Origin of the sequence: Devosia honganensis (genome assembly GCF_042648785.1) — a bacterium.
Taxonomy (GTDB): domain Bacteria; phylum Pseudomonadota; class Alphaproteobacteria; order Rhizobiales; family Devosiaceae; genus Devosia; species Devosia honganensis.
Window position 1 is genome coordinate 65,683 of sequence record NZ_JBHRYD010000005.1, and the last position, 21,010, is coordinate 86,692.

Annotated in this window: 19 protein-coding genes; 12 read left to right on the forward strand and 7 right to left on the reverse strand. The window is 66.4% G+C overall.

The window, feature by feature from the left end; all coding sequences use genetic code 11:
* Window positions 1-91: 91 nt before the first annotated feature.
* Window positions 92-1,381, reverse strand: coding sequence for an L-rhamnose catabolism isomerase (gene rhaI, locus ACFOOL_RS07260; RefSeq protein ID WP_380096251.1), 1,290 nt, complete (start codon window positions 1,379-1,381; stop codon window positions 92-94).
* Between the two features lie 168 nt (window positions 1,382-1,549).
* On the reverse strand, window positions 1,550-3,646 hold the full coding sequence (locus ACFOOL_RS07265) for a bifunctional rhamnulose-1-phosphate aldolase/short-chain dehydrogenase (RefSeq protein WP_380096253.1): 2,097 nt from the start codon (window positions 3,644-3,646) through the stop codon (window positions 1,550-1,552).
* 249 nt (window positions 3,647-3,895) lie between these two features.
* On the opposite strand from ACFOOL_RS07265, the gene ACFOOL_RS07270 reads away from it, so the two are divergent.
* The 8 genes from ACFOOL_RS07270 to ACFOOL_RS07305 all read left to right on the forward strand — a co-directional run bounded on the left by ACFOOL_RS07270 (window position 3,896) and on the right by ACFOOL_RS07305 (window position 11,349).
* Entirely contained in the window at window positions 3,896-4,699 is an 804-nt protein-coding gene (locus ACFOOL_RS07270; RefSeq protein ID WP_380096255.1) for a DeoR/GlpR family DNA-binding transcription regulator, read from the forward strand.
* Window positions 4,700-4,745: 46 nt separating this feature from the next.
* Entirely contained in the window at window positions 4,746-5,732 is a 987-nt protein-coding gene (rhaS, locus tag ACFOOL_RS07275) for a rhamnose ABC transporter substrate-binding protein (RefSeq protein WP_380096257.1), read from the forward strand.
* Window positions 5,733-5,889: 157 nt separating this feature from the next.
* A complete protein-coding gene (locus ACFOOL_RS07280; protein WP_380096259.1) occupies window positions 5,890-7,395 on the forward strand; it encodes a sugar ABC transporter ATP-binding protein in 1,506 nt (501 codons plus the stop codon).
* Window positions 7,392-8,369 (forward strand): ABC transporter permease, encoded by a 978-nt coding sequence (locus tag ACFOOL_RS07285; protein WP_380096261.1) that lies wholly within the window; start codon window positions 7,392-7,394, stop codon window positions 8,367-8,369. The genes ACFOOL_RS07280 and ACFOOL_RS07285 overlap by 4 nt, the downstream gene beginning before the upstream one ends.
* A 170-nt stretch (window positions 8,370-8,539) precedes the next feature.
* A complete protein-coding gene (locus ACFOOL_RS07290) occupies window positions 8,540-8,953 on the forward strand; it encodes an endonuclease domain-containing protein (protein ID WP_380096263.1) in 414 nt (137 codons plus the stop codon).
* Window positions 8,950-9,948, forward strand: coding sequence for an ABC transporter permease (locus ACFOOL_RS07295; RefSeq protein WP_380096265.1), 999 nt, complete (start codon window positions 8,950-8,952; stop codon window positions 9,946-9,948). The genes ACFOOL_RS07290 and ACFOOL_RS07295 overlap by 4 nt, the downstream gene beginning before the upstream one ends.
* Window positions 9,945-10,277, forward strand: a complete 333-nt coding sequence (gene rhaM, locus ACFOOL_RS07300) for an L-rhamnose mutarotase (RefSeq protein WP_380096267.1) — start codon at window positions 9,945-9,947, stop codon at window positions 10,275-10,277. The genes ACFOOL_RS07295 and rhaM overlap by 4 nt, the downstream gene beginning before the upstream one ends.
* A gap of 70 nt (window positions 10,278-10,347) precedes the next feature.
* Window positions 10,348-11,349: an asparaginase gene (locus ACFOOL_RS07305; RefSeq protein ID WP_380096269.1), complete on the forward strand. Its 1,002-nt coding sequence runs from the start codon at window positions 10,348-10,350 to the stop codon at window positions 11,347-11,349.
* Window positions 11,350-11,962: 613 nt separating this feature from the next.
* Here ACFOOL_RS07305 and ACFOOL_RS07310 read toward each other — a convergent pair.
* Together ACFOOL_RS07310 and ACFOOL_RS07315 are read right to left on the reverse strand one after the other, a co-directional pair.
* Window positions 11,963-12,655: an RES family NAD+ phosphorylase gene (locus tag ACFOOL_RS07310; protein WP_380096271.1), complete on the reverse strand. Its 693-nt coding sequence runs from the start codon at window positions 12,653-12,655 to the stop codon at window positions 11,963-11,965.
* On the reverse strand, window positions 12,655-13,062 hold the full coding sequence (locus tag ACFOOL_RS07315) for an antitoxin Xre-like helix-turn-helix domain-containing protein (protein WP_380096273.1): 408 nt from the start codon (window positions 13,060-13,062) through the stop codon (window positions 12,655-12,657). The genes ACFOOL_RS07310 and ACFOOL_RS07315 overlap by 1 nt, the downstream gene beginning before the upstream one ends.
* 158 nt (window positions 13,063-13,220) lie before the next feature.
* Between ACFOOL_RS07315 and ACFOOL_RS07320 the strand changes: the two genes are divergently transcribed.
* Window positions 13,221-14,729: a helicase HerA-like domain-containing protein gene (locus ACFOOL_RS07320; protein ID WP_380096275.1), complete on the forward strand. Its 1,509-nt coding sequence runs from the start codon at window positions 13,221-13,223 to the stop codon at window positions 14,727-14,729.
* 1 nt (window position 14,730) lies between these two features.
* Complete coding sequence (locus ACFOOL_RS07325; RefSeq protein ID WP_380096277.1) at window positions 14,731-15,276, forward strand: hypothetical protein; 546 nt, start codon at window positions 14,731-14,733, stop codon at window positions 15,274-15,276.
* A gap of 32 nt (window positions 15,277-15,308) precedes the next feature.
* On the opposite strand, the gene ACFOOL_RS07330 is transcribed toward ACFOOL_RS07325, so the two are convergent.
* Both ACFOOL_RS07330 and ACFOOL_RS07335 read right to left on the reverse strand, forming a co-directional pair.
* Window positions 15,309-15,860: an ActR/PrrA/RegA family redox response regulator transcription factor gene (locus ACFOOL_RS07330; RefSeq protein ID WP_380096279.1), complete on the reverse strand. Its 552-nt coding sequence runs from the start codon at window positions 15,858-15,860 to the stop codon at window positions 15,309-15,311.
* Between the two features lie 40 nt (window positions 15,861-15,900).
* Window positions 15,901-17,223, reverse strand: coding sequence for an ActS/PrrB/RegB family redox-sensitive histidine kinase (locus ACFOOL_RS07335; RefSeq protein WP_380096281.1), 1,323 nt, complete (start codon window positions 17,221-17,223; stop codon window positions 15,901-15,903).
* 132 nt (window positions 17,224-17,355) lie between these two features.
* Here ACFOOL_RS07335 and ACFOOL_RS07340 point away from each other — a divergent pair, with 132 nt between their 5' ends.
* Window positions 17,356-17,802: a DUF2852 domain-containing protein gene (locus ACFOOL_RS07340; protein ID WP_380096283.1), complete on the forward strand. Its 447-nt coding sequence runs from the start codon at window positions 17,356-17,358 to the stop codon at window positions 17,800-17,802.
* A 288-nt stretch (window positions 17,803-18,090) separates the two neighbouring features.
* Here ACFOOL_RS07340 and ACFOOL_RS07345 read toward each other — a convergent pair whose 3' ends face one another.
* On the reverse strand, window positions 18,091-20,250 hold the full coding sequence (locus tag ACFOOL_RS07345) for a transglycosylase domain-containing protein (protein WP_380096285.1): 2,160 nt from the start codon (window positions 20,248-20,250) through the stop codon (window positions 18,091-18,093).
* 131 nt (window positions 20,251-20,381) lie between these two features.
* On the opposite strand from ACFOOL_RS07345, the gene ACFOOL_RS07350 reads away from it, so the two are divergent.
* Window positions 20,382-20,837 carry a YcgN family cysteine cluster protein gene (locus tag ACFOOL_RS07350; protein WP_380096287.1) on the forward strand — a complete coding sequence of 152 codons (456 nt, stop codon included), beginning with the start codon at window positions 20,382-20,384 and terminating at the stop codon, window positions 20,835-20,837.
* Window positions 20,838-21,010 lie beyond the last annotated feature (173 nt).

The following is a 21,010-nucleotide window of genomic DNA, read 5'->3' on the forward strand; positions in this document are numbered from 1 at the left end:
CTCGAGGGCAGCGATGGGGGGTGGGGTCGGTGTGCCAGGGGAGGATTGCTCCACCGGTCCGTTCGCCCCCACCTTTGGGGTGTTGGAGCGGTCAGACGATACCGCCGGTGCCGCCTTCCACTTTGGGACGGATTTCGGCGACCTTGGCGCGGTAGCCGGCGGCGCGGTAGGTGGCGAGCGGGTCGATGGCGCCGCCCTGCTCGAAGCGGGCGAGGGCCAGGATCGGCTCCACATCGGTGCGGAAGGCCAGCCGCAACTCCTGCGTGGCCGCCAGCGCATCGTTAGCATCCTGGGCTGCAACCAATGCCGCCCGGTCCACCGCCAGCGCCTGCGCATAGGCGCGCTGCACATCGGCCGCCGAAAGCATCAGCGATTCGATCGGATCGGTGACGTTGTGGTTCTGGTCGAGCATGTGGGCGGGCCGGAAATCGGCGTAGCGGCTCTCGGCGTCCACCAGCTCGTTGAAGACCAGGAACAGGCGGAACGGATCGATGGAGCCGGCATCCAGATCGTCGTCGCCATATTTGCTGTCGTTGAAATGGAAACCGCCGAGCTTGCCGAACTGGGCGAGGCGGGCGACGATCATCTCGATATTGACGTTGGGCGCATGGTGGCCGAGATCGACGAGGCAGAACGCCTTCTCGCCCAGTTCGGTCGCGGTCAGATAGCTGGTGCCCCAATCCTGAACCACGGTCGAATAGAAGGCCGGCTCATACATCTTGTGTTCGGTGAACAGGCGCCAGTCCTCGGGCAGGGCGGCATAGACCTCTTTCATCGAGGCCAGATAGCGCTCGAACTGGGTGGTGAAATTGGTCTGGCCCGGAAAGTTGGAGCCATCACCGATCCACACGGTGAGCGCCTTGGAGCCGATGGTCCGGCCGATCTCGATACATTCCAGATTGTGCTCGATCGCCTGCTGACGGGTGCCGGAATCGGCGGCCGAGAGCGAGCCGAACTTGTAGCTCTGAAGCTGGCCCTTCGCATCCGAGAAGGTGTTGGAATTCATGGCGTCGAAGCCGAGATTGAAGCGGCTGGCGGCCTGCTTCAGCCGGTTCGGATCGGCCTTGTCCCACGGAATGTGCAGCGAGACGCTGCGCGTCGCCTGGGTCAGCTGCGAGATGACGGCGCAATCCTCGATCTTGTCGAAAATGTCGCGCGGCTCGCCGGGGCCGGGAAAGCGGGCGAAGCGCGTGCCCCCGGTGCCCACGCCCCAGGAGGGCACGGCGACGGAAAAGCCGGCGACCTTTTCCTTGATGGCGTCGATGGCGATGCCGCGCCGGTCGAGCCGCTCGCCCAGCGATTCATAATCGCGGCGCAGATCGGCCTCGCGCCTGGCGTTCTCGGCCTGGATGACGGATGTGTCGATGATGGTGTCGGTCATTGTGTCTCCCTGAGAAGACCCCTCATCCGCCCTTCGGGCACCTTCTCCCTCAAGGGGAGAAGGAAGGCGCGGTGCCTCCCCATCTGCGGTGCTCCCCTCTCCCCTTGAGGGAGAGGGTGGATCGGGCGAAGCCCGAGACGGGTGAGGGGTTTCTACCCCTTTTCAAATTTACCTCGGGAACGACTGGGCGTTGCCCGCGTCGACGTTGAGAATATTGCCGGTGGACTTGGCCGAGGCCTCGCTGGCGAAGAAATAGATGGCTTCGGCGATGTCCTCGGGGAAGACGGAGCGCTTCAGCATGGAGCGCTGGCGATACATGTCCTCCAGGCCCTCCTTGTCGGTCTTGTAGGTCGAGGCGCGCTGTTCGAGCCATTCGCCGGCCCAGATCTTGGAGCCGCGCAGCACCGCGTCGGGATTGACGGTGTTGACGCGGATCTGCTCCTCCGCGCCTTCGAGGGCCAGGCAGCGGGCCAGATGGATCTCGGCGGCCTTGGCGGTGCAATAGGCGGCGGCGTTGGGCGAGGCGGCGAGCCCGTTCTTGGAGGCGACGAAGACGACATTGCCGCCGATCTTCTGGGCGCGGAACAGGCGGAACGCCTCGCGCGACACGAGGAAATAGCCGGTGGACAGGATGTCCATGTTCTTGTTCCACAGCTCCAGCGTCGTCTCCTCGATCGGAGCGGAGGAGGCGAGGCCGGCATTGGAGACGAGGATATCGAGCCCGCCGAATTCGACCACCGCATGGGCAAAGCCGGCCGTGACCTGCTCTTCCCTGGTCACGTTGATATTGACCGGGCGGACGAAATCCTTGCCGAAAACCTCGGAAAGCTCGGCGGTGGCACCATCGAGCGCGGCCTGGTCGATATCGGCCAGCACCACGCAGGCGCCTTCGCGCAGCAGCCGGGCGGCGGTGGCCTTGCCGATGCCGCCGGCGCCGCCGGTGACCAGGGCGATCTTGCCGGCGAGGGACTTGGGCCTGGGCATGCGCTGCAGCTTGGCTTCCTCGAGCAGCCAGTATTCGATGTCGAAGGCCTCCTGTTCGTCGAGGCCCCGATATTCCGAGACGGTCGAGGCGCCGCGCATCACATTGATGGCGTTGACGTAGAACTCGCCGGAAATGCGGGCCGTCGCCTTGTCCTTGGCGAAGGTCAGCATGCCCACGCCGGGGACGAGATAGACCACGGCATTGGGATCGCGGATGGCCGGGGAGTCGGCGCGCTTGCAGCGCTCGTAATAGGCGGCGTAATCGGCACGATAGGCGGCGATCTGGTCGGCCAGCCCGGCGATCACCCCGTCGATATCGGGATTGGCCGGATCGAAATCGACCACCAGCGGGCGGATCTTGGTCCGGAGGAAATGGTCGGGGCAGGAGGTGCCCAAAGCCGCCAAGGGCCGCAAATCGTTGGAATTGACGAATTCGAGGACGGCCTCGCTGTCGTCGAAATGCCCCAGCTTGTGGCTGTCCTCGGAGATGAAGCCGCGAATGGCCGGCATCAGGCGGGCAGCGACGGCGCGGCGCTCATCGGCCGGCAGGCTGTCCACCGCCCTGCCGCCGAAAACGGTCTTGCCCGCGGTCTCGGTCTCGAACCACTCGATGGCCTGGTTGATGATGCGAAGCGTGGTCTCGTAGCACTCCTTGGGCGTATCGCCCCAGGTAAAGAGGCCGTGCGATTCAAGGACGACGCCCTCGGCTTCGGGGTTTTCGAGGCAGAATTTCTCCAGCCACAGGCCCAGCTCGAAGCCGGGCTTCTTCCAGGGCAGCCAGCCGATCGTGCCCCCGAAGATCTTTTCGGTCAGCTCCTTCGAGTTCTTCGAGGCGGCGATGGCGATGATGGCGTCGGGGTGCATGTGATCGACGTAAGGCCGGGGCACATAGGCATGCAGCGGCGTGTCGATGGAAGCGGCGCGCGGATTGAGGTTGAAGGTGGCGTGGGGCAGATAGCCCACCATCTCGTCCTCGAATTCGACGCCGCGATAAAGGCCCTTGAGGGCCCGCAGCTTGTCCATATAGAGCGTGGCGAAGCCATCGAGCCGGATCGAGGCATTGTCGCCCCCCGACCCCTTCACCCACAGGACCTCGACCTCCTCGCCGGTCAGCGGGTCCTTCTGCCAGATCTTGGAGGAGGTGTTGCCGCCGCCGTAATTGGTGACGCGCTTGTCCGAGCCCAGGAGGTTGGAGCGATAGACCAGGCGCTCCGGCTCGGTCATGGACGCGGCCCTGGCATCGTCCCACAGGTTCTGGAGGCGCTTGGGTGCTGTGGACATCGGGTTCTCCCAAAGAACAAAAGCGTTGCAAAATGGCGTCGGATGGCAATCCGCACGGCATCGGCCCGCCGGCGGAGCGCGGCGGCCGGCGGATGCCCGCTGCCGGCACATGGCCATAGATCGGCGCGCGGTGTCAATCAGAAACGATCATGACTGGTCATCAATGCGCGCTTGTGACGGAAATCGGCGATTGAGTGATTGACTTTGCCCGGTTTTGGTGAAAGCAAATGCAAGCAGGAGGAACCTCTTTTGCACGAAACGGAACGTCATCGCGTCATTCTGGCCGCGGCCCAGACCCGTCCCATGGTGACGGTGGCCGAATTGTGCGAAGTGACGGGATCGTCGGAAGCCACCATCCGCCGCGACATCGCCGCGCTGCATCTGGAGGGCCGGCTGCGCCGGGTGCGCGGCGGGGCCGAGGCGATCAACCCGCCCTCCGAGCACGCGCTGGTGGGGCGGACCTTCTCGGTCAACGAAACGATCAACATCGCGCAGAAGCGGGCGATCGCGCGCGCCGCCGCCGAAATGTGCCATGACGGCGAGACCGTCATCATCAATGGCGGCACCACCACCTACCAGATGGTGCATTATTTGACCGGCAAGCGGCTGAGCGTCTTCACCAACAGCTTCGCCATCGCCGAATTCCTCATCCATCACTCGCGCAATTCGGTCGTCATTCCCGGCGGCACCATCTATCGCGAGCAGAACGTCATCCTCTCGCCCTTCGGCGGGGTGGTGGCGAGCCATTTCTATGCCAAGCGCATGTTCATCGGCTGCCAGGGCGTCGGCCCGCACGGGCTGATGGAGGCCGACCCCATGGTGGTGCAGTCGGAACTGGCGCTGATCGGGCAGGCCGAGGAATTGATCCTCCTGGCCGATTCATCGAAATTTTCGGGACGCTCGAGCCTCATCCTGTGCGGGCTCGACCGAATTGCCGCCGTCATCTCCGACAGCGGCATCCGCGACGAGGACCGCCAGATGCTGGAAGCAGCGGGCGTGCGGCTCATCGTGGCGGACGCGACCGTTCAGGCCGACCGGGCTACGGTGGCCTGAACGCGAAGGACGAACCAAGCAACCATATTTTCCCGGGAGGAAAACCATGAAACTCTGGAAACTGCTCGCCGCGACGGCCACCGCCGCCGTGCTCCTCGCCACCCCGGCAATGGCCCAGACCCGCATCGCGCTGGTGGTGAAGTCGCTGGGCAACGGCTTTTTCGACGCTGCCAACAAGGGCGCCCAGGAAGCCGCCGCCGAACTGGGCGATATCGAGGTGATCTATACCGGCCCCACCGCCGCCACCGCCGAAGCGCAGATCGAGGTGGTCAACTCGCTGATCGCCCAGCAGGTGGACGCCATCGCCATCTCGGCCAACGACCCCGACGCGCTGGTGCCCTCGCTGCAGCGCGCCATGGAGCGCGGCATCAAGGTGGTCTCCTTCGACTCCGGCGTCGCCCCCGAAGGCCGCCAGATCCACCTCAACCCCTCCGACGTGGACCTGATCGGCGAGACCATCATCAAGCTGGCCGCCGACCATCTGCCCGAGGGCGGCGACGTGGCGATCCTGTCGGCCGCCTCCACCGCCACCAACCAGAACGCCTGGATCGAGGCCGCCAAGGCCGCCATTCCCGAAAAGTTCCCCAATATCAATCTCGTGGCCGTGGTCTATGGCGACGACGATTCGGTGAAATCGACGGAAGAAGCCCGTGGCCTGATCGCCGCCTATCCCGATCTGGACGCCATCATCGCCCCGACCACGGTGGGCGTGGTCGCCGCCGCGCAGGTGGTGACCGACATGGACCTGATCGGCAAGATCAACGTCACGGGCCTGGCCCTGCCGTCCGAGTTCAAGCAGTTCATCGACAATGGCGCCAGCCAGGCGGTGGCCCTGTGGAACCCGATCGACCTGGGCTATTCGGCGATCTATCTGGCCAATGCGCTGATCGAGGGCGAGGAAGCGGCGCCCGGCGCCACCTTCTCCATCGGCAAGGTGGGCGAGGTGACGCTGGACGACACCAATTCCGCCGCCATGGCCGCGCCGTTCCAGTTCGACGCGTCCAATATCGAGGAATTCTCGACGATCTACTGAGGTGCATAAGGGTCCGGTGCACGCACCGGACCCCCGCCGCCTCAGTGTCATTCCCGCGAAAGCGGGAATCTCCGTTTCCTTTCAACAGGGATTCCCGCTTTCGCGGGAATGACCCGGTGGAATGGGATGGACAGCAAAAGAAGCGAAATTCCCGTTCATGACCGAACCCATCCTGACCCTTTCGGGCATCTCCAAGAGCTTTCCGGGCGTGCGGGCGCTGCATGAGGTGTCGCTGGAGCTCTATCCGGGCGAGGTGACGGCGCTGATCGGGGAGAACGGGGCGGGCAAGTCGACGCTGGTGAAGGTGATGACCGGCATCTACCAGCCCGATAGCGGGGAAATCCGCGTCGGGGGAAGGGCGGTGAGCCTGCCCACGGCGATCTCCGCCTCCGAGGCGGGCATCACCGCCATCCACCAGGAAACCGTGCTGTTCGACGAATTGAGCGTGGCCGAGAACATCTACCTCGGGCATGCGCCGAAAAACCGCTTCGGCCTCATCGACTGGACGACCATGCGGGCCGAGGCGCAAAAGACCCTCGATGCCATGGCTGCCGGCATCGACGCGGCCATGCCGCTCAAGGAGCTGGGCATCGCCAAGAAGCATCTGGTGGCGGTGGCGCGGGCATTGTCGGTCGACGCGCAGGTGGTGATCATGGACGAGCCCACCGCGGCGCTGAGCCAGAAGGAGATCGAGGAACTTTACGTGCTGGTCGACCTGCTGCGGCAGGACGGCAAGGCGATCCTGTTCATCTCGCACAAATTCGACGAAATCTATCGCATCGCCGACCGCTACACCGTGTTCCGCGACGGCGAGATGGTGGGCAAGGGCTTCATCCGCGACACGCCGCAAAACGAGATCGTCCGGCTGATGGTGGGCCGCTCGGTCGACCAGATCTTCCCGCCGCGCCAGGTGGAGATCGGCGACGTTGTGCTGGCGGTGGACGGGCTCAGCCATCCCACCGAATTCGACAAGGTCTCGTTTTCGGTCCGCAAGGGCGAGATCCTGGGATTTTACGGCCTCGTGGGCGCGGGGCGCTCGGAGGTGATGCAGGCGGTGTTCGGCATGACCCGGCCCTCGGGCGGCACCATGACGCTGGGGGGCAGGGCGATCGCCCCCGGATCGCCCGCCGACGCAGTGGAGGCCGGCATCGTCTATGTGCCCGAGGAACGCGGCAAGCAGGGCATCGTCACCGGCGAGCCGATCTTCAAGAACGTCTCGCTGCCCAGCCTCTCCAAGACCAGCCGCGCGGGCTTTTTGCGGCTGGCCGAGGAATTCCGGCTGGCGCGCACCTATACAGAACGGCTCGATTTGCGCGCCTCCTCGCTGAGCCAGAACGTCTCGACCCTGTCGGGCGGCAACCAGCAGAAGGTGGTGATCGCCAAATGGCTGGCGACGCTGCCCAGGGTGATCATCCTCGACGAGCCCACCAAGGGCATCGATATCGGCTCCAAGGCGGCGGTGCATGAATTCATGGGCGAACTGGTGGCGCAGGGCCTCAGCGTCATCATGGTTTCCTCGGAACTGCCCGAGGTGCTGGGCATGAGCGACCGCATCGTGGTGATGCGCGAGGGGCTGGTGGTGGACATTCTCGAGAACCGGGACCTCGAGCCCGAAACGCTGGTGCGCCTCGCCGCCGGCATCGCCGGGGAGCAGGCGGCATGACCAGGCTCGTGAAGTCCCGCGAAATCTGGCTGGCCCTGGCCATCATCGCCGTCATCGTGCTGGTGACGCTGCGCTTCCCGCGCTTTTCCCAGCCCGGCAACCTGCTGACCATCTTCAACGACACCTCCATATTGATGATGCTGGCGCTGGGGCAGATGGCGGTGATCCTCACCCGCTCGATCGATCTGTCCATGGCCTCCAACCTGGCGCTGACCGGGATGATCGTGGCCATGACCAATGCCGCCTTCCCGATGATCCCCATTCCGCTGCTGATCGCCGGTTGCGTGGTGGTGGGGGCGGTGCTGGGAGGCTTCAACGGCATTCTGGTGTGGAAGCTCGATATCCCGCCCATCGTGGTGACGCTGGGCACGCTGACCATTTTCCGCGGGCTGGTCTTCGTCATCTCCGGCGGCGCCTGGGTCAATGCCGCGCAGATGAGCCCCGCCTTCATCCAGCTCCAGCGCGGCGCCTTCCTTGGCCTGCCGATATTGAGCTGGTTCGCCATCGCGGTGGCGGGGCTGGTCTATGTGCTGATGACGCGCACCGCGCAGGGCCGCGCCTTCTACGCCATCGGCGTCAACCCCACCGCCGCCGTCTATACCGGCATCGATGTGGGGCGGACCAAATTCCTCGCCTTCGTGCTCTCGGGGGCGATTTCGGGCCTGTGCGGCTATCTGTGGATCTCGCGCTACGTGATCGCCTCGGTCGAGGTGGCGAGCGGCTACGAATTGACCATCATCGCCGCCTGCGTCATCGGCGGCGTCTCCATCGCCGGGGGCATCGGCACGGTGGCCGGGGCGCTGCTGGGGGCGCTGTTCCTCGGCGTCGTCAACAACGCCCTGCCGGTGATCGGCGTCTCCCCCTTCTGGCAGATGGCCATTTCCGGTGCCGCGATCCTGCTCGCCGTGGTGCTCAACGCCCGCGAGGAACGGAGCCGGGGGCGCATCATTCTCAAACAGGCGGAGGGGGGATGATGGGCTGGTGCGCGACACACCCCCACCCTCGGTCCCTCCCCACAAGGGGGAGGGAGGCCCGTTCCGTGGCGCTCTTGGCTTCGCGCAAAATCCATGGGCAGGATGATCGAGGAACAAGCGGCCGGCGTCTCCCTCCCCCTTGTGGGGAGGGACCAAGGGTGGGGGTATGGATGTCCATTGAACGCGCGCGCCAGCTTCGCAAGACCATGCCCGCGCCGGAAGCCAGGCTCTGGACCGCCCTGCGGCAATTGCGTTCGCTCGGCTTTCATTTTCGGCGACAGGTGCCGCTTGGACCGTATTATGCCGACTTTGCCTGCCATGCGCGCAAGCTGGTCGTGGAAGTCGACGGCGATACGCATACAACAGGGGCGGGGGCGGCGCATGATGCGCGCCGGGACGCCTTCATTGCGCATGAAGGCTACCGGGTTCTGCGCATTCCCAACACCGAAGTCATGCGCAATCTCGACGGGGTGATGACCGAAATCCTGGCCGCGCTCAAGCACCCCCACCCTCGATCCCTCCCCACAAGGGGGAGGGAGGCGCAGGAGCCGATGAACCTGCGTCTGACTGGAACGAAGCCATGACCGATACCTCCTTTCATCGTTCCCTTCCCGACCGGCTCGACAATCCGCTGCGATCGGCGGTCCTGAGCTGGGAGAGCCTGCTGGTGCTGGTGGCGCTGGCGATCTTCGTCGCCAATTCCTTCGCCTCGCCCTATTTCCTCAATGCCTGGAGCCTGTCCGATCTCACCTTCAACTTCACCGAGAAGGGGCTGATCGCGCTGGCCATGGCGCTGGTGATCATCACCGGCGAGATCGACCTGTCGGTGGCTTCGATCATCGCGCTGTGCTCGACCCTGATGGGGCTGGCGCTCAGCTATGGCGCCGACACGCCGACGCTGGTGGCGGTGGGCGTGGGGGTGGGCATTTTGTGCGGGGCCTTCAACGGGTTCCTGGTGACCGGGCTCAAACTGCCCTCCATCGTCGTCACCATCGGCACGATGAGCCTGTTTCGCGGGCTCGCCTTCATCATCCTGGGAGACCAGAGTTTCAAGGGCTATCCCAAGGAGTTTTCCTGGTTCGGGCAGGGCTATGTGTTCTGGGTGATCTCGTTCGAGCTGGTGCTGTTCGTCATCGCGGCGGCGATCTTCTACGTGCTGCTGCACCACACCAATTTCGGCCGGCGCATCTACGCCATCGGCAATAACGCCACCGCGGCGCAGTTCTCCGGCGTCCGGGTGGATCGCATCAAATTCGTGCTGTTCTGCCTTACCGGCCTGATGAGCGGCATCGCCGCCGTGCTGCTGACGGCGCGGCTGGGCTCGACCCGGCCCTCGATCGCGCAGGGGTTCGAGCTCGACGTCATCACCATGGTGGTGCTGGGCGGGGTCTCGATCCTGGGCGGGGCGGGCTCCATCGTCGGCGTGGTGCTGGCGGCGCTGATCATCGGCCTCGTCACCTTCGGACTGGGGCTGCTCAACGTGCCCGGCATCGTCATGACCATCTTCACCGGCTCGCTGCTGATCGTGGTGATCGCGCTGCCGATCCTGTGGACAATGTGGAAGGAGCGCCGCGCATGATCGAAAACGACGGCTACGAGAAACACGCCTTCAAGATGCGGCTCAATCCCGGCATGGCGGCGGAATACAAGAAGCGCCATGACGCGATTTTCCCCGAACTGGTGGACCTGCTGCACGAGGCGGGGGTGAAGGACTATTCCATCCATCTCGACGCCGAGACCGATATCCTGTTCGGCGTGCTGTGGCGGCGCAAGGACCATGGCATGGACGCGCTGCCCTCGACGGCGGTGATGCAGCGCTGGTGGGCGCATATGGCCGACATCATGGCCACCAATGACCGGAACGAGCCGCTCTCGACCGACCTGGTGCCGATGTTCTGGATGAAGTGAGGGCGCCGGCGCATTGACTTTTCCGGCCCGCCGCTGTTCCTCGGGACCGACAGGGACCGGAGATTTTGTCATGGATGCCAATCCCATTCTCGCCGAAGCGGTGCGCGGCAACTGGGTGGAGAACCGCCATCGCGGCGCCTTCGTCGTCATGGACGCCGATGGCCGGGTGATCGCCAGCGGCGGCGATATCGAGCGGCCGGTGTTTCCGCGCTCGGCGGTCAAATCCATGCAGGCGCTGGCGATGTTCGACCGCCACGCGGTGGAGAAATTCCACCATAGCGGCGCGGAACTGGCGCTGGCCTGCGCCTCCCATCACGGCGAGGACGCGCATGTCGAGGGCGTCGGCCATTTCCTCGAGCGCCTGGGGCTGTCCGCGGCGGATCTGGAATGCGGCGCCCACCAGCCCGCCGATGCGGCGGCGCGCGCCGCGCTGCGGGCGGCGGGACGGGAGCCGAGCCCGCTCCACAATAATTGCTCGGGCAAGCATTCGGGCATGCTGAGCGTGGCGCTGGCCATGGGCGTGCCCACCGAAGGCTATGTGGGCCGCGAACACGCCGTGCAGCAGGCGGTGCGCGCGGCGGTGGAGGCGGTGATCGGCGAGCCGCTGAGCGAGGAGCGCTGCGGCACCGATGGCTGCTCCATCCCCACCTGGGCGGCGCCGCTGCGGGCTTTTGCGCGCGGCTTTGCCCGCATGGCCAGCGGCAAGGGGCTGGACCAGGGCCACGCGGCAGGGGCGCGGGCGCTGTTCGACGCCGCGACCAGCCATCCGCACCTGGTGGCCGGCACCGGCCATATCGACACGCTGGTGATGGAGGCGTTCGGCGGCCGCGTCATGCAGAAGGGCGGCGCCGAGGGCGTGCAATGCGGCGCCATCCGCGACAAGGGCTGGGGCTACGCGCTCAAATGCGACGACGGCAACATGGCGGCCAGCCAGACCATGGTGGCGGCGCTGCTGCTGAACCACGCCGATCCCGACGCGCAGCAGCGCGCCGTGCTGGAGCGTTTCGTGCGCCAGCCGACACGGAACGTGCGCGGCGCGGTGGTGGGAGAAGTGCGGGCCGTGGGGGCGTGAGGGAGGCGAAGGGGGCGGCTATCGGGAGGGGTCGCGATTGGGGGTGGATTTGTGAATCGCCGAAGGCCCCCCACCCTCAATCCCTCCCCACGAGGGGGAGGGAGGCGCAGGGGAGCGGCTTTCGGGTTGGGGGCGCGATATAACTGCTATCGTTACGGCCGGGTTTGTCCCGGTGGTCCAGCGGGTGCGGCGAGGTGGATTGCCGGGATGAGCCCGGCAATGACGATGGGGGAGGGACGGAGGAGCCGGGCGGGCGTCGCAGCTGAGGGTTTTCATGTTTTGACGGAAAGGGCTCCTGGCTCAATTTATCCCCCACACCGGGCTGCCCTCGGGCCTGACCCGAGGGCAGCAAAGTGCTTGTGTCGTGGATTTTTGAACCGCCGAAAGACCCCCACCCTCGGTCCCTCCCCACGAGGGGGAGGGAGGCGAAGGGGGCGGGCTTCGGGAGGGGTCGCGATATCACTGCCATCGTTACGGCCGGGTTTGTCCCGGCGGTCCAGCGGGTGCGGCGAGGTGGATTGCCGGGATAAACCCGGCAATGACGATGGGGCTGGGGCAAGGGTGGCGGGGGAGGGGAGAAAAAAACATTGCTTCCGCCGGGCGATGAAAAGCCCTAAAGGGCGAAGATCGCCTGGGTGCGGCAGTTGCGGATCTGGTCGACCGTCGTGCCGTTCCAGTGGAAGTCGAAATGGTCGGCCTGGACCGGGACGGGAATGAGGTCGGGCCAGAAGATGGCGGCGCATTCGCCGCCGGGACTGCGCACGCTGCGATAGACGATGCCGTTGCTGCCGGCATGGCGCAGGCGCCGGGCGAGGGCCTGGGACGGGGCGTAGTCGTCGGGGCGGTGGTAGAGAGGGAAGGGCCGCGCGTCCGCGAGCGCGAGATCGAGCCGGTTGACCAGCAGGCGGAACTGCGAGGTCCAGCCGGGCGCCTCGGCGCTGGCCCGCATGGCGCGGCCATGGTGGTGGGCCACCTCGCGGATGGCGACCTCCTCGGCATTGCCGGCGCTGTAGACGCCATAGCTGCCATCGGTGAAGCGGCCCGGCCGGTCGGGGCTGACATGGACGAAGGGCGCCATGACATAGGAGGCGCCGGGGCCGGCGACGCGGCGGGCGGGCGGCACCAGGTCCAGCCGGCCCAGATGTTCCCAGAGACGCGGATTGGTCTTGGATTCGGCCGAGGCCAGGGCCTCCCAGTCGCGCGGATCGGCAATGTCCTCGAACAGGTCGATGGGCGGATGGATGGAGCGGATGACCCGGCAGGCCTTGGGCCAGGCGATGCGCACCGGAACGGGATCGGGCGGCATCAGCCGCCGCGTTCCGCATCGAGCCAGGCGCGGACGCGCGAGAGGCCGAACATGCTGCCCTCGACCATGATGGCCAGCGGCGTGGCGCCGCCAAAGGCCAGATTGGGCCTTTTCACCCAGGCATAGCCCCGCGCCGGATCGGAAAACAGATAGCGCAGCCCCTTGTGGATGCCCATGAGCAGGGACAGGCGCGTCGCCAGATCCCGGTCGATGCGGCCCGGCTCGCCCGCCTTCCAGCGCGCATAGGTGCGCGGCGCGAGACCGCCCAGAATGGCGCGGGCCTCGGCGTCGGAAACCTGCCAATTGACGAACAGCCGCACCACGGCGCGCGCCATGGCCGCCGCTTCCGCCTCGGTGATGGCCGGAATGTCGGGAAAGGCCTCGGTGCGGGGCAGTTCCACCAGCATGGTCGCAGTCTCCTTTTGGCGTAAAATAGGAGCGTTCATGCCAAATGGCAAGGGAAATGCGGCAAAACCCCTGCCTGAAGCGGCGGCCCCGCGCTTGTTCCCATGGGCCGCGGGCGGCTATAAGGCCGCCAGGGACCAATGCAGACAGGTGAACCGGCATGCTCGTCGACGGCAAGATCTTCCTGGGCGTGAGCGACCGGCCCGAATATCTGCTGCTGAAATATGCCAACCGGCACGGCCTCGTGACCGGCGCCACCGGCACCGGCAAGACGGTGACGCTGCAGGTGCTGGCCGAGGGTTTTTCAGCGGCCGGCGTGCCGGTCTTCGCCGCCGACATCAAGGGCGATCTTTCGGGCATCGCCCGCATGGGCCGGGCGCAGGACTGGCAGAGCCAGCGCGCCGCCGAAATCGGCTTCGACGACTATGCCGACGACGTCTTCCCCACCATTTTCTGGGACCTGTTCGGCCGGCAGGGCCATCCGGTGCGGGCGACGGTTTCGGAGATGGGACCGGTGCTGCTCAGCCGCATCCTCGACCTCAACGACACCCAGGAGGGCGTGCTCAACATCGCCTTCCGCGTGGCCGACGAGGAGGGGCTGCTGCTGCTCGACCTCAAGGATCTGCGGGCGCTGCTGGTGGACGTGCAGGAACGGGCGCGGGAGATTTCGGCGCGCTACGGCAATGTCACCACCGCCTCGATCGGGGCGATCCAGCGGGCGCTGCTGGTGCTCGACCAGCAGGGGGCGGAGAATTTCTTCGGCGAGCGGGCGCTGGAGATCGCCGACCTGATGCGTACCGACACCAATGGGCGCGGCTTCGTCTCCATTCTCGCCGCCGACCAGTTGATGCAGGCGCCGCGCCTCTATGCGACGTTCCTTTTGTGGCTGCTCTCGGAACTGTTCGAGGAACTGCCGGAGGTGGGCGATCCCGGCAAGCCGAAAATGGTGTTCTTCTTCGACGAGGCGCATCTGCTGTTCGACGGGGCGCCCAAGGCGCTGATCGACCGCATCGAGCAGGTGGTCAAGCTCATCCGCTCCAAGGGGGTGGGGGTGTATTTCGTCACCCAGAACCCGGTCGACATTCCCGAATCGGTACTGGCCCAGCTCGCCAACCGGGTGCAGCACGCCCTGCGCGCCTATACGCCGCGCGAGCAGAAGGCGGTGCGGGTGGCGGCGGAGACCTTCCGGCCCAACCCGGCTTTTTCCACCGAGGAGGCGATCACCCGGCTGGGGATCGGCGAGGCGCTGGTCTCGGTTTTGGAGGACAAGGGCGTGCCCTCCATGGTGGGGCGCACCTTCATCCGCCCGCCCGCGGCGCAGGTCGGCCCGATCGAGCCGGCGGAGCGCGATACGGTCATGGCCGGCTCACCGGTGGGCGGGCTCTACGACACGGTGATCGACCGCGAATCGGCCTTCGAGATTTTGCAGCAGCGGGCGCGCGACCGGCAACTGGACGAGGAGCGGGCGCAATACGAGGCGCAGCGGCAGCAAGAGGCGGAGCGGCAGGCGAAGGAGCGCGCCCGGGCCGAAAAGGCCGCCGCGCCGCGCCGCAGCACGCGGCAGACCCCGGTGGAGGCGGCCACCACCTCCTTCGTGCGCACCGTCGCCAATACGCTGGGGCGCGAATTGGTGCGCGGCATTCTCGGCGGCCTCAAGGGGCGGCGCTGAGATGACGGCGCCTTCCGGGCCCATGATCGGCATCTTCGCCTCGGATCGCGGACCGGGCGACCCCGAGCGCGCCAATCTGATGGGCGAGGTGGGGCGGGTCTTCGCGCGGCGGGGCGGGCGCATTCTCTGCCTCGTCGAGCACGGCATCGTCCCGGTGCCGCTGATCACCGCGGCCCGCACCGCCGGGGGCACGGTGGAAGTGCTGGCGGACGAGGAAATCGCGCTGCCGCCGGCGCTGAGCGACGTGAAGGTCACCGTCCTGCCCGAGCGGCGGGAGCGGTTGCAGCATCTGGCCGGCGAGGTTTCGGCGCTGGTGGGGCTGCCCGGCTCGCTGGCCTCGGTCTCGGCCCTGTTCGGCGCCTGGGCCAGCGGCCCGCAACTCCCCGTGGTGCTGCTCAACCGCAACCGCGCCTTCGAGGTGATCCGGGGCTTTGCCGCCGACGTGCTGGCCGTCTCGGTGCCGGGCCACGACCGCCACCTCCAGTTCGCCGACACGGTGGAGGATTTGTGGAACAAGGTCGTGTGGGTGGGAGAGCAGCGGCGATAGGTGGCGCTGCCGCCGGAAGCGGTCCGCGCCCTTTATCGCGGCGCGCGCTTGGCGAGGATGCGTTGCAGGGTGCGGCGGTGCATGTTGAGGCGCCGCGCCGTCTCCGAGACGTTGCGGTCGCATAATTCATAGACGCGCTGGATGTGCTCCCAGCGCACCCGATCGGCCGACATGGGGTTTTCGGGCGGCTCGGGCTTGTCCTCGCCGGTGACCAGCAGCGCGTTGATCACGTCGTCGGCGTCGGCGGGCTTGGACAGATAATCGGTGGCCCCCAGTTTCACCGCCGTCACCGCCGTGGCGATATTGCCATAGCCGGTCAGCACCACGGCGCGGGCGTCGGCGCGTTTCTGGTGCAGCGCCGACACCACGTCGAGGCCGTTGCCGTCCTCGAGCCGCAAATCCACCACGGCGAAGGCGGGAGGCCGTTCGGCCACGGCGGCCAGGCCCGCCGCCACGGTGCCGGCGACCCGCACCTCGAAGCCCCGCCGCGCCATGGCGCGCTCGAGGCGGCTCAGAAAGGCCGCGTCGTCGTCGACAAGCAGAAGGCTCGGATCGGCGGCCAGTAGATCTTCGATCGTGCTCATGGCTTTCTCCATTATTCCCTTGCCGGCTCCGCGTCAAAACTCATTCGCCGGCCGCCTCGAGATCGCCGCGCCGCCAGGTGATGTTGACCCGGGCATGGCCGGCAGGCCCCGCGTTGCCGAAATCGAGGCGCGCCCCGGTGCGCTCGAGCAGCGTCTTGGCGATGAAGATGCCCAGGCCCAGCCCGCCGGGCTGGTGCGCGTCGGCGCCGTCTGGGTCGCGGGGGCGGCTGGTCAGATAGGGCTCGCCCAGCCGCGCCAGCAGTTCGGGGGCGAAGCCGGGGCCGTCATCGGTGATGCTGACGGTGATCGACTGCTGGTCCCAGGCGGTTTCGATGCGCACGCTCTGGCGGGCGAAATCGGTGGCGTTCTCGATCAGATTGCCCAGCCCGTAGAGCAGGCCGACGCTGCGCGGGAAGACCGGCGGCGGGCCGGCGGTGCGTTCCGAATAGAACAGGATCACCTTGCCCCGCCCTTCATGGGGCCGGGCCACTTCGTCCAGGATGTCGGTGAGCGGCGCGCGGGCGAACAAATCCGCCGGCTCGCTGCCCAGATTGCGCAGCTTGGCGAGGATGGCCCGGCAGCGCGCCGACTGCTCGATGATGAGCTCGACATCCTCGGCCAGGGCGCTGCCCTTTTCCACCTCGGCGCGCATCTCCTTGGCGGCAAGCGCGATGGTGGAGAGCGGCGTGCCCAATTCGTGGGCGGCGGCGGCGGCGAGCCCGTCGAGCGCCGAGAGCTGCTCGCGCCGCGACAGGGCCAGCTCGGTCGCCGCCAGCGCGTCGGCGATCTGCCGGGCATCGCGCGCCACCTGCTTGGTATAGGCCGAGACGAACGCCACCCCGCAGACGATCGAGACCCAGATGCCGATGATGTAGATGCGGTTGAAGGACAGGGCCTCGTCCGGATACCAGGGCAGGGGCAGGTGCAACACCGAAATCAGCGAGGCGATCGCCGCCGCCAGGGTGGCGATGGCGAAGGTGTGGCGCTGCGGCAGCGAGGTCGCCGCCACCGAGACCGGCGCCAGCAGCAGCAGGGCGAAGGGATTTTCGAGCCCCCCGGTCAGCGCCAGCAGCCCCCCGAGCTGGCACAGGTCGAAGGCGAGTTGCAGGGCGGCGATGCGGGCGGAAAGACGAATCTGGGCGCCGTAGCGCAGCACGAGGCCGATATTGAGCGCGGCCGAGAGCGCGATCAGCGCGAAACATTCCCAGATCGGCAGGGGAAAGCCGAGCCCCCAGAACACGAACAGCACGCCGGCGGCCTGGCCGGCCACGGCCAGCCAGCGCAGCATCACCAGCGTATGCAGGCGCAGCGGGCGCCAGCCGGAAGGGAAAAAGGACGGAGCGGTTTCGGTCTGGTCGATCAAGCCGGTCTCTCCGGGAACCCCTGCATAGGAAAGCGGCCCGGACATTTCAAGTTCAAAAAAAACGCGGGAACATTCTTGATCCTACCCCCGACCAAACCACCTAATACCCATCGTGACTGGGAGACCAACGACATGAACACAGCATTGATCAAGCCGCAATGGTCGCCGCTGACCATCGCCCTCATGGTTCTGGGCTTCGTCATCTTCTGGCCGCTGGGCCTGTTGGTGCTGGGCTATATCCTGTGGGGCGAGAAATTCGGCGGTTCGGCCGAAAAGGCCCAGGCCTACTGGAACAAGGGGTGCAGCTTCGTGCGCAACAATCACAAGCATCACGGCTTCGGCCAGTCCGGCTACGCCCCCTCGGGCAATGCCGCCTTCGACGACTACCGCTCCGAGCAGCTTCGCCGCCTGGAGGAGGAGCGCGCCCGGCTCGACGCCGAAGTGGAAGCCTTCCACGAATATATGGCCAATCTGCGCCGGGCCCGCGACCGCGAGGAATTCGACCGCTTCATGAGCGAGCATCGCGGCTCCCGCCAGGGCCATGGCGATACCAACCACAACGATTGGGGCGGCCAGTAAAGGCCGCCCCAAGGGCGTAGAGCCTCGAGAGTTCAGGGGGGCAGGTCCGAGGGAAGCCAATTGAGTAGAGGCTTTTAGGTTTTGCCCCCTCCCCCTTGAGGGGAGGGGGTGGATTGTAAGCCACCGAAGGACCCCCACCCCCGACCCCTCCCCTCAAGGGGGAGGGGAGCAAAGCACCGATTTCGCCGGACAATGAAAAGCTCGAAAAGTCCCGAATGAACATTCCCCTTCCGTGTGGGAGCGGGGGACCGGTCATGAGGTCAAGCCGGACGCGCCCGTCGACGGCCCCTACAGCCCCGTCGTCGCGGCGGGGAGGCTGGCGGTGTCGCCGGCGGCGGGCGGCGGGACGGTGAGAGCGGATTCGAAGCGGGTGGCGAGGTCGAGCAGCTTGCGGGCGGCGGCGGGCTTGAGGCTGGGGGGACGCTCGGCCAGTTCCTCCATCTCGTCGGGCTCGGCATCGGCCACGATGGCGGGCGGGGGCACGAAATCGACGCCGAATACCGGCTGCACCTCGATATTGGTGTGGGCATAGGCCATGAATTTCTGCCAGGCGACGGTGGGCAGCAGCCCGCCGGTCAGGGTCCTGGTGGTCGTGTAGTCGTCATTGCCCAGCCACACGGCGGCGACGTAATTGCCGGTGAAGCCGGCGAACCAGGCATCGCGATAGGACGTGGTGGTGCCGGTCTTGCCCAGGGTGGGGACCCCCTCGACCTCGGCGCGGCGGCCGGTGCCGCTGGTCACCACCGCGCGCATCATCTGGTTCATATAGGCGACGGTCTGCTCGGACAGCACCCGCTCGTGCGGGGCATCGGCGTCGTGCTCCCAGATCAGCTCGCCATTGAGCGTCGTCATCCGGGTGATGCCATAGGCCGGGGTCTTGTAGCCGTGATTGGCAAAGACCGCGTAGGAACTGGTCATGTCCAGCACCGAGACCGAGGCGACGCCCAGCGCCAGCGAGCGGGTGACCGGATATTCCTGCCGGAGGCCCATGCGGTAGCTGAGCTGGGCGATGGCGTCGCGCCCGGTCTTGATCGAGAGCGTCACCGGCACGGTGTTGATGGAGGCGGCGAAGGCGCTGAGCAGCGTGGTCTGGCCGCGATAGGAGCGGCCGTAATTCTGCGGGCACCAGTCGCCGATGCAGACGGGCCGGTCGGAAATGGTGTCGCTGGGCGTGAGCCCCAATTGCTCGAAGGCCTCAGCATAGACGAAGGGCTTGTAGGCGGAGCCGGGCTGGCGCGTGGAGACGATGGCGCGGTTGAACTGGCTCTTGGCGTAATCGGTGCCGCCCACCATGGCCCGCACCGCCCCCTTGGTGTCGGTGACCACCATGGCGCCCTGCTCGACCCGGTATTGCTCGCCCTGCTCGCGGATGACCGAGGTGATGGCCTCCTCGGCATAGCTTTGCAGCGTGGTGTCGATGGTGGTGCGCACGATGAAATTATTGCCCGGCGCATTGCTGGCCTGGATGATCCGCTTGGCCTCCTCGAAGGCCCAGTCGAGGAAATAATTGGGCGATCTGATATCGGCGGTGCGGTCGATGGGGGCGGCGGGATGGCGGCGGGCGGCGGTGACCTGGCCCTCGGTGAGAAAGCCCGAGGCGACCAGATTGGTCAGCACCAGATTGGCGCGGCCGCGCGCCGCGGCCAGATCGACATGGGGCGCATAGCGCGTGGGTGCCTTGAACATGCCCGCGAGCATGGCCGCTTCGGCCAGGCCGATATCCTGCACCCGCTTGCCGAAATAGAATTCGGCCGCCGCGGTGACCCCGAAATTGCCCCCGCCCATATAGGCGCGGTCGAAATAGAGCTTGAGGATCTCGTCCTTGGAGTAGTTCCACTCCAGCCAGATGGCCAGATAGGCCTCGACGATCTTGCGCTCCAGCGTGCGCTCGGAGGTGAGGAAGAGATTCTTGGCCAATTGCTGGGTGAGCGAGGAGCCGCCCTGGGTGGAGCTGTCGCCCTGCGCATTGCTGGCCAGCGCCCGCAGCGTGCCCACCACGTCGATGCCGAAATGCTCGTAGAAGCGCCGGTCCTCGGTGGCCAGCGTGGCCTTGATGAGATAGTCGGGCATCTGGTCGAGCGCCACGCTGTCGTCCGAGCGGATGCCGCGCCGCCCGATCTCGGTGCCGTAGCGGTCGAGGAAGACCACGGAATAATCCTCGGCCTTGTTGAAGGCGCCGCGCGCGATGATGTCGAAGGCCGGCAGCGCCAGCGCCGTCATCAGCACCGCGCCGATGGCGCCGAAGCTAAAGGCATCCGAGAGGATCTCGACGAAGAAGCGGCCGATGCCCGAGACCCGGAAACGGGCCATGAAATCCTGGAAACGCGTATAGCCCCGCCCCAGCGCCTGCCAGAATTCGTAGAGCGAGGAATCCAGCCAGGCATCTGCCGCCAGCATGGAACTGGACGAGCGGCGCTTCTTTTCCTTAGTGTAGAACGGATCCTGCACGCGATGCCTCATGGCCGATAGCGGAGAATTGTCCGCGATTGCCGGCTACTGCAACACAATCGCTGGAATATGATTGCATCGGCGTGCCCGCAAGCGCAAACCGGCAACAGCATGAACGACGATCGGTAAACATGGCCTTCTGGGAAGAAAAAACGCTCGAGCAGATGTCCAAGGCGGAATGGGAAGCGCTGTGCGACGGTTGCGGCCGCTGCTGCCTCATCAAGCTGGAGGACGAGGACACCGGTACGCTCATCACCTCGGACGTGCGCTGCAAGCTGCTGGACGGCAACACCTGCCGCTGCACCGACTATCCAAACCGGCAGAAGATCGTGCCCGACTGCATCAAGCTGACGCCGGAAAAAGTGCGTGAAATCCCCTGGATTCCGGTCACCTGCGCCTATCGGCGGCTGGCCGAGGGCAAGGGCCTGGCCTGGTGGCACCCGCTGGTCTCGGGCGACCCGCAGACGGTGATCGATGCGGGCGTCTCGGCCAGCGGCCGCACTTTCCTCGAAACTGAGGTCGACCCGGGCCGGTGGGAGGAACATGCCGTGGACTGGCCCGAATGGGAGCCGCCCGAGCATCTTTAGCGGTGCGGGCGGGGGGGCGCCTCCCGCCGGGTGAAGGGTGGGAGGCCGGCCGCGGGATGACGCTTTTCCCGGGCATTTCCATCAGGAGCGGAGCCGGCGCGACGCGGGCGGCGGGGGCCGACGTGGTGCATTAAGGCAAAATGCTTACCTCCTGTTAACCATAGTCATGGCTT